The sequence below is a fragment of the Bacillus sp. bc15 genome, from assembly GCF_900142585.1.
GTDB classification, from domain to species: domain Bacteria; phylum Bacillota; class Bacilli; order Bacillales; family Bacillaceae_G; genus Bacillus_A; species Bacillus_A cereus.
In genome coordinates this window covers 124,745-136,868 of record NZ_FRBJ01000004.1, presented here as the reverse complement: position 1 = coordinate 136,868, position 12,124 = coordinate 124,745, and the positions used below count along the sequence as shown (strand labels likewise).

Genomic DNA, 12,124 nt, shown 5'->3' with positions numbered 1-12,124 from the left:
CTACCCCTCTCCCCGTTACTTTGAACGTTTGTAAAATGGTGTTGGAACAACTACTGCTTTGACGCGTTTATTACGAATTTCAATTTCTACTTCTGTATCAACTGCTGCGTATTTTACATCAATTAGTGCTAAACCAATGCTTTTCTTTAACGTTGGAGATTGTGTACCACTCGTTACTTCCCCAATTTTTTCTTCACCAATAAATACAGGGTAATGCGTACGAGGAATTCCACGTTCGATTACTTCGATGCCGACTAATTTACGAGGCGCACCGTTTTCTTTTTGCTCTTTTAACGTTGCTTTCCCAAAGAAGTCTGCTTCTTTATTTGTTTTTACCGCAAAGCCAATTCCAGCCTCAATCGGTGTAATATCTTTTGATAATTCTTGTCCATAAAGTGGTAATGTTGCTTCGAATCGAAGTGTATCACGAGCACCTAAACCACATGCTTTTAAGCCCTCTTCTGCTCCAACTTCAAGAAGTTTCTCCCAAAGTTTTGCAGCATCTTCACTCTTACAGTAAATTTCGAATCCATCTTCACCTGTATAACCTGTACGAGATACAAGTGCTGGAATTTCATCTACAAGAATATCGTTTTTAAATTTAAAGAACTTAATTTCTTTCAAATCTTCTGACACAACTTTTTGTAAAATGCCTTCTGCTTTTGGTCCTTGAATTGCAAGCTGTGCAACTTCACTAGAAACATTGACTACTGTCGCATCGCCAATTACATGACTTGCTAACCATTCGTAATCTTTCTCGATATTTGATGCATTGATTACTAATAAATAGTCTTCTTCACCACGTTTGTAGATTAATAAATCATCTACTGTACCACCATTTTCGTAGCACATAGCTGTATATTGTGCGCCCCCTACCTTTAAGGTAGATACGTCATTTGTAACAACACGTTGTAAAAATGCTAAACTATCTACACCTTTTACTTCAACTTCTCCCATATGAGACACATCGAACAAACCTGCAGCTGTACGTACAGCTTCGTGTTCTTCTTTAATGCTTGAAAATTGAACTGGTAATTCCCAACCACCGAAGTCGATTGTTTTCCCACCATACTTCGCGTATACATCAAATAACGGTGTACGTTGTAATGTAATCATGCTCTCTCCCCCTTATGCTTTGACAAATCAATAAAAGTTGCTTCCCTTTTCTAAACATTTTCATTCTGAAAAGATAGGATATACGGAATCTCATTATATTTTTTTATGAAAGCGTAAATAAAAAATCACTTTCTTGGATAAAATACGAAAGATTCCACACATTTCACACCATTATCCTAACATCATTCGCTATATTTCATCAATATTCTAGCATAAAAAATAATTTAGAATTTTTTATGTTAAAACACAATAAATACAGCTTTTGAGATTTAATACTTTATTATTGTCTATCATATAGCCTTTAATAACGATAATTATGCCTTCTTTTAAGGCAAATCATCATACATTAAAAAATAATTACTTTAGTTTATAAAAGGTGGGAGAGTCGTAATGAATGTCGATATTTCCGTAGATCGGACGTGGCAAAACAATTTTTTAAATAGAATTGATGAAGATGGTCCTTGGACAAACTGGGATTTATATCACTTAGCTTATGAAACAGAAAAATCGTTACTTGTTCCTACTTTTGATGGACTACAAGCACCGAAACATTTATCCCATTTCACACCGCTTCCGCATCAATTAGAAGTCGCTCAAAATGTAATTGAACAAATGAATGGTAAAGCGATTCTAGCAGATGAAGTAGGTCTTGGAAAAACAATCGAAGCTGGACTTATTTTGAAAGAATACATGGTCCGCGGGCTTGTGAAAAAGGTACTTATACTTGTCCCAGCTTCTCTCGTATCACAATGGGCATACGAGCTGAATACAAAGTTTTTCATTCCCGCTGTAGCACAAAAGAAAAGCTACTCGTGGGAACAAGCTGACGTAATCGTATCATCAATTGATACTGCGAAACGTTCACCACATCGCGATATCGTGTTGAACTTAGAATATGACCTTATTATTATCGATGAAGCACATAAACTGAAAAATAATAAAACAAAAAACTATGAATTTGCACAACGATTAAAAAAGAAGTTTTGTTTATTACTAACCGCTACTCCTGTTCAAAATAAGATTGATGAAATTTTTAACCTTGTTTCTTTATTAAAGCCAGGACATCTAGGCAATCAATCCAACTTTGAAGAATATTACGCTTCCAAAAATCGTTCAGCCGAATCAGATGAAGACTTAAAAGCTCTCATTAACAAAGTAATGGTGCGAAATAGACGACATAATACCGGTATCGATTGGCCGAAGAGACATGTACGTACAATTTTTGTTGAGTTTAATGAACAAGAACAAGCTCTATATAATGATATCGAAAATTGGCGAGGACAAGACGCCTTCACATCTGCTTTCTCATCGTTAACTTTAAAACGGGAAGCGTGTAGTAGTCGTGAGGCTGTTTACTATTCATTGAAAAAGCATGTAGAAAAAAGACAGAAAGAAAATGAACATTATATAAAAGATCCACATATCGATGTGCTAATGGACAAAATTAATCATATTCCTTTCAACTCGAAAGCAACTAAAGCTCTAGAGCTTATAAAAGAAATTGACGATAAAGTCGTCATTTTCACGGAATACCGAGCATCACAGATGTACTTACAATGGTTTTTACAACAACACGGTATTTCTTCTGTCCCATTCCGCGGCGGATTTAAACGCGGGAAGAAAGATTGGATGAAGGAACTTTTCCAAAATCGTGCCCAAGTGTTAATTGCAACGGAAGCTGGCGGAGAAGGCATTAACTTACAGTTTTGTAGCCATATGATCAATTATGATTTGCCATGGAATCCAATGCGTCTTGAGCAAAGAATCGGACGTATTCACCGTCTCGGTCAAAAGAATGATGTTCATATTTATAACTTAGCTACAAAGCATACTGTTGAAGAACATATTCTGAAACTGTTATATGAAAAAATCAACTTATTCGAGCGTGTTATCGGTGAACTCGATGAAATTTTAACGAGAATTAATATGAAAAACATCGACGCGCACATTCAAGAAATTTTCGCGCAATCAAAAAGCGAAGGTGAAATTAGAATTAAGATGGAAAACTTAACATCTATTATCGACTTTGCGAAACGAAATGAAGCTGAGGTGCAAGGCTATGCAGCAACATGAAATTCATAATTACTTATACAATTTCTTTGAGGCGAATAACTGTGAAATTTTAGAACGTTCTCCTCATTTATTAGATGTACAGTTAACAATTGAGATGGATAAATTATTAATGAATCGCCCTTTTTATTGGCACTATCTTGAGAAAACAGGAGGCGTACCGAATCCGATGCGCCTTACTCTTATTACAAATCCAGAAAATGAAGAAAATGATGGTGAGCTTATTCACTACGGTTCACCACGTCTACATCAAATTTTCCAAACGACAAAAGAATTAGGCTCTTACATACGTTTATATGAGGATGTAAGACATAATGGGGCAACACATACACCGCTCCACCCTTGGCTCGGTATTAATATAAAAGTTTCCTATCAATGTGATCGAAAAAAAGACATCCTTCACTCGATTGGCATTCATCTCATTTCTGGAACAATGATGGCAAACTTTCATGAAACATTAACAAACATTAAACTTACACCAAAAATACCTGATTTTTGTTTTACGCTCTCGCCCATCATTAAACCTCAAAGTGGTTTACAACGCATAGAAGACGCTTTAAAAAATATAATTGCAGAAGATGACCATACGTGGGCAAAAGAAGCAAGAGTGCGTTGGAATCATGATCTAGACCTTTTAAACCGTTTTTATGAAGAAAGTGACGAACTTCCTGAGAGCTATGAAATTGAAAAACAAGCTCTGCAAGAACAGTATGAACCACGTATTACCGTGCAAATTATTAACGGTGGCCTTTTTTATGTTACCGCGAATCATTTTCTATCTTGAAGAAGCTCCTTCTGCTTTAGAAGGAGCCTCTTTTGAGCTATTTTCTACCCTACTCGCTATCGCCACTACGCTCTTGCTGTTTTTTCTGTGCCATACGTTTCTGCTGTGCACGATCCTTTGCGCTCACATGATTTGCATCAGTTGGAAGATTTTCTTTCGAACGTTCAATTCCATTGCTCATCTTTCCCACTCCTTCTTGCGTTTTTCAAAATACATGTTTATTTTCAGCTAGAGTTACAATCCTTATACAAAAAATAAGAGCAGCCATTGGCTACTCTTACTCGCTCACATATTTTTGAAACATATCATGGATGCCTTTATTTACTAGGTTCGAGATCTGCTCGTCAGATTTATTCGGATAACGATCACGCAATCTGATAGATGCCTTCACCATTAAATTTTCTAATACAGAACGGCCACCTTCTCCATAAATAATTTCAGCATATTTAACAAGCCTTCCATCCTCTACTGTTGCTGGATTATGATTGAAGAAAAATTTACTCATTGTCTCCACCTCTCTCTTTTGATAACGTTTACATTTATATAGATTATTTATGTTATTTATTTCACAATATTGTATGCATGTATATTTAATTAGTTTCATTATAAAGCAACATATCGATAGTAAATATGTGATTTTCCGTCCATTTTGTGAACAAACTAAAAATGAAAGCGTTTCCTTTATTATATACTAAAAAAACTTACTACGCTAGGGGCAATTTTTTTCAATCTACTAATCCCTCAAAAATTGATATATTTTTTCTTTTCCCATTAAACCTTATACAATTTTCAGAAATTATATTATAAAATATATGTATGACTTAAGGAGGCTTTGTATGAATCAAAATAAAAAAGCTATATTAGATCTTGTCTTTTATCTCGTAATCCCATTCCTCATTTGGAAATTTGCAAAACCTTATATCGATCCTTATTACGCGATGTTACTTTCCTCTGTTCCGGGGATTATTTATACACTGTATACCTTTAAAAAAGAAAAACAGTTTAACGTGACAGGGTTCTTTATTTTAATTACACTCATTTCTAATACAACGGTAGATCTATTATCTGGGTCAGCTGAACGAATGTTATGGAACGATGCGTACTATCACATCGTACTCGGTATTATCGTCATATGTACAATTTTTATAAAAAAACCACTTATGTTATATTTCGCAGCAGATATTGCCGCACTTCAAGGTCATGACCGTGATAAAAGTCGTGAGCTTTATCGTGATAGTCGTATATATCCAGCACTGCAATATTTAACGTTATTTTTCGGGCTACAATTTATATTAAAAAGCTTTTTAAAAATTTATTTCATCTCTGTTTTTGGTGTAGATGGCTACGGTGAAATGAGAGCGATTATGACCGCTGTCGGCTGGGGCATTTCTATTTGTATCGGAATAGGGTTCGTATGGGTGAACAATAAAATACATGCCGTTACGGAAGAACAAGAATCCGTGCAGTAAACAAAGATGCCCTAGTGTATTACGACACTAGGGCATCTTTATTTTGCTAGACATATGACTAAAATTTAACTTGATTTTTTTCTTTTACTTTTTACATTTCGATAAAACAAAGCAGCACTCAGCGGCATAACACCAAACCACTTATTCATAAATGGCTCTTTTTCAGCACGGCGTTGTTCTTTCTTTTGTTTTCGATCTTCTTTTGGAGCATCCATATACGACACAAACTGCTGCGTCACAAAGCGAACATAATCATTAGTAGACATATTATCATCACCTCTACTTGATTAGTATGTCCACTTTTTTATACATTAATCTTTTTCTTTAATTCATTCATAATTTGCTTTACAGACTTATTTGTCGTATCGATATGAATATGAGCCTCTTCATAATAAGCTCGGCGTAATTCAAATTTCGTTACAAATGCATCTATATCTTTCTTTTGAAATAGTGGACGTGTCGTATCTTCACGAAGCCTTTCTGCAATTACATTTGGATCACAATATAAATACACGACAGTTCCGTTCTCTTTCATCCACTTGCGATTTTCCGCTCGTTCAATAATTCCCCCACCAGTTGTAATAATGACATTATGGACTGGTAGCGAACGTAACATTTCGCTTTCATATTCCCGAAAAGTCATTTCGCCTTCTTCGGCAAAAATATCACGAATTGCCTTCTTTTGCTTCTCTTCGATTTTTTGATCAGTATCTACAACATCCATTTGAAGTTCTTGACTTAATGCTTTTCCAATTGTTGTTTTCCCTGCTCCCATATAGCCGGTTATGTATATAGATTTCATTTTCTGTCCTCTCAATCGTCATTTATTAATTGTTATTATAACGAAAGATGCTACTTTGTTTAATAAAAAAACGTTTTGTTCTTATACTATGAAGAACAAAACGTAACACTCGCTTTTACTTATAAGTACCTCTTCTCACCCACTGCGTTGCAATCCATTTCTCGCCTTTCGTTACAGGTGCCCCTCCATGTAACGTAAGCTCATTTAGTGATTGATCTTGATAAAAATACTCAAAGTATACTGCCATTCCCTTTCTAGGATGTACAGAAAGATTTAATTTCGGGAAGTACGTTTCTCCGCCTTCTTCTACATCATTTAAGTACATTACAAGCGTACTAATACGATTGTTAGCAGCTGATCTACTATGTTCCGCAAAATAATCATAGTGTGCTTTATATTGTTGATCCACTTCATAATTTAAAATGTGCAATCCTTCACCATGCGACGCAGGAACATTCATGATAGATGAAATTCGTTTTTCAATCTTTGAAGTAAGTTCATTGTCTTCCAAAAATGCACCGCTACTTGTTCGAATATCATTTACATCACGTGATGAACCAACTTTAGAACGCTTCATTTTATTTTTAGACATTTCAATCAATTTATCACACTCTTCATCACTTAGTACATTTGCTAATACGACAATAAGAGGTTCTTCGAATTTTGAAATAATGTGTATTTCTCTATCTTCTGTCATAATCGTATTTCCTTTATGATCAAAAATAGTTTGTTCCTTATTTTCACCTATTTGATTGTTGTTTGTCATTTCCCTATTCTCCCTAAAAATAATGATTGGATAGCATGAATATATCACATTCTTTTTACCTTTCTCTTTTTTGAGAAAATTTAAACTTTTAATCATTATATTTATCCATTTCTTCTAAAAAATCAATTCAATTTACAATAGAAATCCCTGGTTTTTCTTCGTATTTTTTACATATTATCCTTCTATCCAATCGACTATTTTTCCATCCTTTTTTCTATACCGAAAGCTCACCGTATAGAAAGCTTCCTGTTTGAGTGTACACTGCAACGCAACGAGAATTAAATCATTTTCAAAGATATAATTTCCACTCACTTCTCCCTTTTCATACTGAAAGAAAAATGCACCTTCTTTTTCTTTTTGCTGTAAGTCTTTTTTTATATCTATAATAGATCGGTTAAGTAGTTCATCCAGTAAAAACTTTTGTTCTATTTCTATATAAAAATTTTTATCTGTAAACAACATATTTGTTTCGTATATAAAAAAAGAAGTTAATAAAATAAGAAAGATGAGTGTTCCAGGCATTGTAAACCCATTTTGCCCTCTCATACATTCATTTCCATTTCACTATATCGCATAACTACACCTTCATATATTTTTCCGCTAGTATCTTTCACATTTATAATGAGTACATGAGGTGTTAGTTTGTAAGAAACCGTTCCAATATTTTGTAAAACAACTTCCCTCCCGCGCCTATTTACCTTTCTTATAAGACGACTATTCTCTTTTTCATACGATACTTCACTCCCATTACGCGATCGAAATCGTAAAATACTTTCTCCATTTTCAAATGCTAGCTGTTCTCCAGATGATACTTCACGAAACTCCAATTGCATTTGCCCTAAATACACATCCCACTCCCAATCATTTAATCCTTTTGACTGTTTATTTTCCATTTCAATGAAATGTAGGCGGGGAAAGAGCAAAAAAAATATTGATAATAGAAACAGACATACAATCATTTCTATTAATGAAAAACCAAATTCTAATTTATTTTTTCTCCTACATAAAAGCATTGTTCCATCACTCTGTCTTTCACATCTCTCCACATGGTACAAACTTCATTGCCTCCCCAATATGTGTAATACACAATTCCATTTATATTCTTTTCTATTATTCGCTTTTCTTCATTTCCATACATATATATAATTGCTTCCTTTTTTAATAATCCAGATGCCTTATAACGAATTTGTATATTTTTTCTTTCTTGCATAACTAATACTGTTTGCGGTAGTAGTAACGATACAGCCATCATTAAAACACTTAACGATACAATCATTTCAGCCATTATGGATCCTTTTTGACATTTCACGATACGTAAATCTCCCCCTTCCAAGCTGAAATACAATTTCATATTTATAATTTCGATATGAAATTATAATCGTACCACCTCTATTAATATTTCCACTTGGATTATATGTCATCGGATTTGGAAACGTATGCAAATCAATTTGTATATCTTCTTCATACTCTCGCTTGACGATATAATACTTTGTACCTGACTCTTTTATAGCATACATATTTCTATCTTTATGCCAACGTAATGTATAGTGCTTTTGACGATTTATCGCTAATTGCTGCATATACAAAATATCATTTGAAAACTGTCTCAAAAATTGTTCAACTTTTTGTCGCTCGTATAAGGAATGAACACTAAAATACGTAACTATACTTAATACAGAAATAGCAAATAAAACGAGTAACATTTCTAAAAAAGTAAACCCCTGTTGTTTCACAATGCCCTAATTGATACTGCGCCATCATCTGAAATATGAATAGATTCGCCATTCGGGCACTTATCAGTTGTAATATACTTTTCATCTGTCAGTTCTTTTAACGATGGAATTTTATTATGTTGTAATTGATATACTTGTATTTGTGCTTCTATAGATTTCACGTAAGCTGCACACCCTTTTCCTTGGACCGATGAACGCTGTGTAACTACATTCGGAATAATTAATAGTAATAATATCGTTATGACAACCATTACTAATAGCATCTCTAACAGAGTAAATCCTTCCTCATTCTGCATACAAATGCCCCCTAAATAGAATTCATCATTTGAAACATTGGCATAATCATCGCTAAATACATAAGGACAACGATTCCTCCAATACATGTAAATAAAATAGGCTGAATGATAACTAACATATGTTTAATTTTCCGTTCCATCTTTTCCATAATAAGATCGCTATAGTCACCTAATTCAATCGCTAAATTGCCGTTTGCTTGTCCATGCGTAATAACATAAGAAAGTTCTTTCTCGTAATACCCACTTTTAGCAATGATAGATTGTAACTGTTCTCCTCCAATTAATTGTCTTTCAATCCGGCTCGCTTCATATTGAAAGAACGGATGATATCTTTGCTCCATCATTATTGTTAAAGCTTCGCATACTGATAGTCCACCATTTAATAAACCACTCAACTGAGTAGCAAAATAATGTGAATGCTTTAAAATAAGAAATGTTTTGATGAGGGGCATACGAAGCATGATTTTTACCTGGCTAATATGTGGAAGTTTCCTAAAATACAACATATACAAACTACATCCAATAATAACAGTTAAAATAGCGGTTAAAATAATGTAAGGTAGCAGTTTTATTGCACTTAAAATTTGTTCTGTAAGTAGTGGTGTATTAGAACCGAACGAACTATAAACCATTTCAACCTGAGGTAATAAAATGAGGTTGAAAATAAAAAGCATGATTAGTAGAAAAAACATTAAAAACATAGGATACTGCATGATTTTCATCATGTCTCTCCTATACTTATCTTTCTTATAAAGAAGTGCACTTCCTTGTTGCAAAGCAAAAGAAATATCACCATGTTGCTCGGCATAAAATAAATAACTTAACATGTCCTGATGAAACTTTAACTGATGAAAAGAATCGTGTAGACTTTTCCCATCTTTTAACCCCTCAATCATGTGCTGCAATTGTACTTTCTTTTCTACAGGTAATTGAAACTGTAAAAATTCTAATGCTTGTAAAAGAGAGTAGCCTTTTTCTAATAATTCTCCTAAACGTTTCAACAATACTACTTGATCACTTAAACTCCAAGTTTTCTTAAACATAAACATCATCTTCTAAAAAACCTAAAGCATATCCTTTTCTTATTGACGATTCTAAAGTCTCATGTTTGTAAGTAACACATTCTCCCTCTGCTTCTTTAAGCGCTTGTTTTAACTCATATCCATATAGCAGCTCATAAATGCTTGCTTGCCTTACTTGCCTCATTGATTTACATAAAGTTGAGCACTTTCCTCTGCAAAACGGACACTTCAATTCGACAAGTCGCTGTGCAGCCACAGCCAATAAAGACTGTTCAATCTCTTGCCTCGTTATACCATAATCCATGAAACGAATGATTGCTCCTTTCGCATCATTCGTATGCAGCGTTGTCATGACTAAATGTCCTGTCAAACTTGCTCTTATAGCTATTTTTGCTGTTTCTTCATCACGGATTTCACCGACTAAAATAATATCTGGATCATGACGTAAAATAGCCTTTAATCCTGTTTCATATGTGAGACCCGCTTTTTCATTTATTTGAATTTGTAATACATCGTCACTTCTTTTTTCAACCGGATCTTCAAGTGTAATGATGCGACGTGTTTTCTTTTTTCTAATTACCTCTAATAATGCATACATTGTCGTTGTCTTCCCAGAACCAGTCGGTCCAGTAAACACGAGTAGCCCCTGTGAATAGCGTAAAAACGAGAGTAGTTTTGCTGCCGTACTTGGAAATAACGAAAGATGTGATAAGGGCTGCACAGATGCTTGTAAATGAAGGCGAATAACGAGACTTTCTTGATATACTGTTGGAAGTGTTGAAAGGCGTAAATACACTTCTTGTCCATCAATTTGCAAATACAACGAACCATTCTGTGGCTTCCGTTTCTCTCCTATGTCCATAGATGCTAAAAATTTAAAATGTGAGACAAGTTTTTCTCCAAACTCCTTTTCAATACAATGTCTCGTCATTAAATCTTTTCCTACACGTAGTTGCACCGCTACATCCTTCTGCCGGGGCACAATATGTAAATCTGACGCTTGTACCCTACACGCTTCTTTTAAAATTGTATTCGCAAAAATTTCAATCCCATTCATCACTTTTCCCTCCTCACTATGTATATAGCATGAAAACATGCACAATAAAAATTTGGAATTTTGTATTTTCACTAGAACAAAAAGGAAAAATATGTTTGTGAAATTATGAACAATTTCTGAATTATTGTCTGAAATTACCTATACTCATGTTTATCTGTATTATAATGTTATTATCTTGGATAAAGTGATAAAGGTGGAGATCCTCATGGAACAAGCTTTAAAAATTACAGGTGTTTTAGCTGACCCAACTCGTTATTACATTTATAAATATATTTCGCAAAAACATAGTTACGTAACTGTACAAGAAATTGCAGATGAATTCGATATTCATCCAAACGTAGCGCGTTTACATTTATCTAAATTAGAAGATGTTCATATGCTTAAATCGGAAACGAAGAAAACTGGAAAAGGCGGAAGACCAAGCAGATTATATGTCTTATCTGAAGATGTTATTCAATTGCAATTTCCATTCCGTGATTATCAATTGTTAGCAAGAATAGCATTTAATTCTTTACTTAGCCTTGGCGCTGCTGGTGAAAAAGCGCTATACGAAACAGGAAAACAATTCGGGGCCGAATTAATGCAACAACATATGCAACGTTTAAATGTGAGTGAAGATGCTTTAACAGTAGAGCAAAAAGTTCAAATTGCAAAAGAAGCTTTCTCAACAGCCGGCTTATCACCTGCATTTGAATTAAGTGCAGATGGAACAAAAATTTTCTATGATGTACACAATTGTCCATTTAAAGAAGTTGCTGTTCATCATCCAACTGAAATTTGTAACATGCACGGAGATATGATGAAAGGCATTTTTGAAATCCTATTCCCTAACATGGAATTAACTCGACATGATAGTCTATTAGATGGATGTAAATCTTGTAATTATAAACTAACAATTTAATTTATCATATAAAAAGAAGCCAATAATAATTGGCTTCTTTTTATATGAACGAATATTTACAATAGTAAGAAAAATAAACTATAATGAAAAGAGGTTTTACTTTTTCTA

The 12,124-nt window shown here is 34.1% G+C and carries 18 protein-coding genes; 5 read left to right on the top strand and 13 right to left on the bottom strand.

The annotated features are described in order from the left end of the window. Positions 1-15: 15 nt before the first annotated feature. Positions 16-1,116 carry a glycine cleavage system aminomethyltransferase GcvT gene (gene gcvT / locus BUA87_RS16295; protein ID WP_071713575.1) on the bottom strand — a complete coding sequence of 367 codons (1,101 nt, stop codon included), beginning with the start codon at positions 1,114-1,116 and terminating at the stop codon, positions 16-18. A 390-nt stretch (positions 1,117-1,506) separates the two neighbouring features. Here gcvT and BUA87_RS16290 point away from each other — a divergent pair, with 390 nt between their 5' ends. Both BUA87_RS16290 and BUA87_RS16285 read left to right on the top strand, forming a co-directional pair. Further along, positions 1,507-3,189 (top strand): DEAD/DEAH box helicase, encoded by a 1,683-nt coding sequence (locus BUA87_RS16290; RefSeq protein ID WP_001100040.1) that lies wholly within the window; start codon positions 1,507-1,509, stop codon positions 3,187-3,189. Then, on the top strand, positions 3,176-3,970 hold the full coding sequence (locus tag BUA87_RS16285; protein ID WP_001183963.1) for a YqhG family protein: 795 nt from the start codon (positions 3,176-3,178) through the stop codon (positions 3,968-3,970). Before BUA87_RS16290 ends, BUA87_RS16285 begins: the two co-directional genes overlap by 14 nt. A gap of 49 nt (positions 3,971-4,019) precedes the next feature. Here BUA87_RS16285 and BUA87_RS31860 read toward each other — a convergent pair whose 3' ends face one another. Then, the gene (locus tag BUA87_RS31860; RefSeq protein ID WP_083530660.1) at positions 4,020-4,151 is read right to left on the bottom strand and encodes a hypothetical protein; all 132 of its coding nucleotides are present in this window, start codon (positions 4,149-4,151) and stop codon (positions 4,020-4,022) included. 96 nt (positions 4,152-4,247) lie between these two features. Beyond that, positions 4,248-4,475, bottom strand: a complete 228-nt coding sequence (locus BUA87_RS16280) for a hypothetical protein (RefSeq protein ID WP_000032702.1) — start codon at positions 4,473-4,475, stop codon at positions 4,248-4,250. A gap of 73 nt (positions 4,476-4,548) precedes the next feature. On the opposite strand from BUA87_RS16280, the gene BUA87_RS16275 reads away from it, so the two are divergent. Both BUA87_RS16275 and BUA87_RS16270 read left to right on the top strand, forming a co-directional pair. Further along, complete coding sequence (locus tag BUA87_RS16275; protein ID WP_003279814.1) at positions 4,549-4,665, top strand: hypothetical protein; 117 nt, start codon at positions 4,549-4,551, stop codon at positions 4,663-4,665. 141 nt (positions 4,666-4,806) lie between these two features. Then, positions 4,807-5,439, top strand: coding sequence for a VC0807 family protein (locus tag BUA87_RS16270; RefSeq protein WP_001073111.1), 633 nt, complete (start codon positions 4,807-4,809; stop codon positions 5,437-5,439). 65 nt (positions 5,440-5,504) lie between these two features. Here the strand turns inward: BUA87_RS16270 and BUA87_RS16265 are convergent, their stop codons facing one another. The 10 genes from BUA87_RS16265 to comGA form a co-directional block, all read right to left on the bottom strand. Further along, positions 5,505-5,705, bottom strand: coding sequence for a YqzE family protein (locus BUA87_RS16265; RefSeq protein WP_000106083.1), 201 nt, complete (start codon positions 5,703-5,705; stop codon positions 5,505-5,507). 38 nt (positions 5,706-5,743) lie between these two features. Further along, positions 5,744-6,241, bottom strand: coding sequence for a shikimate kinase (locus BUA87_RS16260; protein WP_072940246.1), 498 nt, complete (start codon positions 6,239-6,241; stop codon positions 5,744-5,746). 115 nt (positions 6,242-6,356) lie between these two features. Next, positions 6,357-7,007, bottom strand: coding sequence for a 2OG-Fe(II) oxygenase (locus BUA87_RS16255; RefSeq protein ID WP_000183866.1), 651 nt, complete (start codon positions 7,005-7,007; stop codon positions 6,357-6,359). A 174-nt stretch (positions 7,008-7,181) separates the two neighbouring features. Further along, a complete protein-coding gene (comGG, locus tag BUA87_RS16250; protein WP_001214888.1) occupies positions 7,182-7,553 on the bottom strand; it encodes a competence type IV pilus minor pilin ComGG in 372 nt (123 codons plus the stop codon). Beyond that, on the bottom strand, positions 7,550-8,020 hold the full coding sequence (comGF, locus tag BUA87_RS16245; protein WP_000923102.1) for a competence type IV pilus minor pilin ComGF: 471 nt from the start codon (positions 8,018-8,020) through the stop codon (positions 7,550-7,552). The genes comGG and comGF overlap by 4 nt, the downstream gene beginning before the upstream one ends. Further along, complete coding sequence (locus BUA87_RS16240) at positions 7,990-8,292, bottom strand: hypothetical protein (protein ID WP_000829467.1); 303 nt, start codon at positions 8,290-8,292, stop codon at positions 7,990-7,992. The genes comGF and BUA87_RS16240 overlap by 31 nt, the downstream gene beginning before the upstream one ends. After that, positions 8,285-8,740: a competence type IV pilus minor pilin ComGD gene (gene comGD, locus BUA87_RS16235; protein ID WP_000813141.1), complete on the bottom strand. Its 456-nt coding sequence runs from the start codon at positions 8,738-8,740 to the stop codon at positions 8,285-8,287. Before comGD ends, BUA87_RS16240 begins: the two co-directional genes overlap by 8 nt. Next, positions 8,737-9,036, bottom strand: a complete 300-nt coding sequence (gene comGC, locus BUA87_RS16230; RefSeq protein WP_001178687.1) for a competence type IV pilus major pilin ComGC — start codon at positions 9,034-9,036, stop codon at positions 8,737-8,739. The genes comGD and comGC overlap by 4 nt, the downstream gene beginning before the upstream one ends. An 11-nt stretch (positions 9,037-9,047) precedes the next feature. Further along, positions 9,048-10,079, bottom strand: coding sequence for a competence type IV pilus assembly protein ComGB (comGB, locus tag BUA87_RS16225; RefSeq protein ID WP_083530659.1), 1,032 nt, complete (start codon positions 10,077-10,079; stop codon positions 9,048-9,050). Next, on the bottom strand, positions 10,072-11,115 hold the full coding sequence (comGA, locus tag BUA87_RS16220) for a competence type IV pilus ATPase ComGA (RefSeq protein ID WP_072940243.1): 1,044 nt from the start codon (positions 11,113-11,115) through the stop codon (positions 10,072-10,074). Before comGA ends, comGB begins: the two co-directional genes overlap by 8 nt. A gap of 205 nt (positions 11,116-11,320) precedes the next feature. Here comGA and BUA87_RS16215 point away from each other — a divergent pair, with 205 nt between their 5' ends. Beyond that, on the top strand, positions 11,321-12,016 hold the full coding sequence (locus BUA87_RS16215; RefSeq protein ID WP_000434107.1) for a helix-turn-helix transcriptional regulator: 696 nt from the start codon (positions 11,321-11,323) through the stop codon (positions 12,014-12,016). The last annotated feature ends 108 nt before the right edge of the window (positions 12,017-12,124 follow it).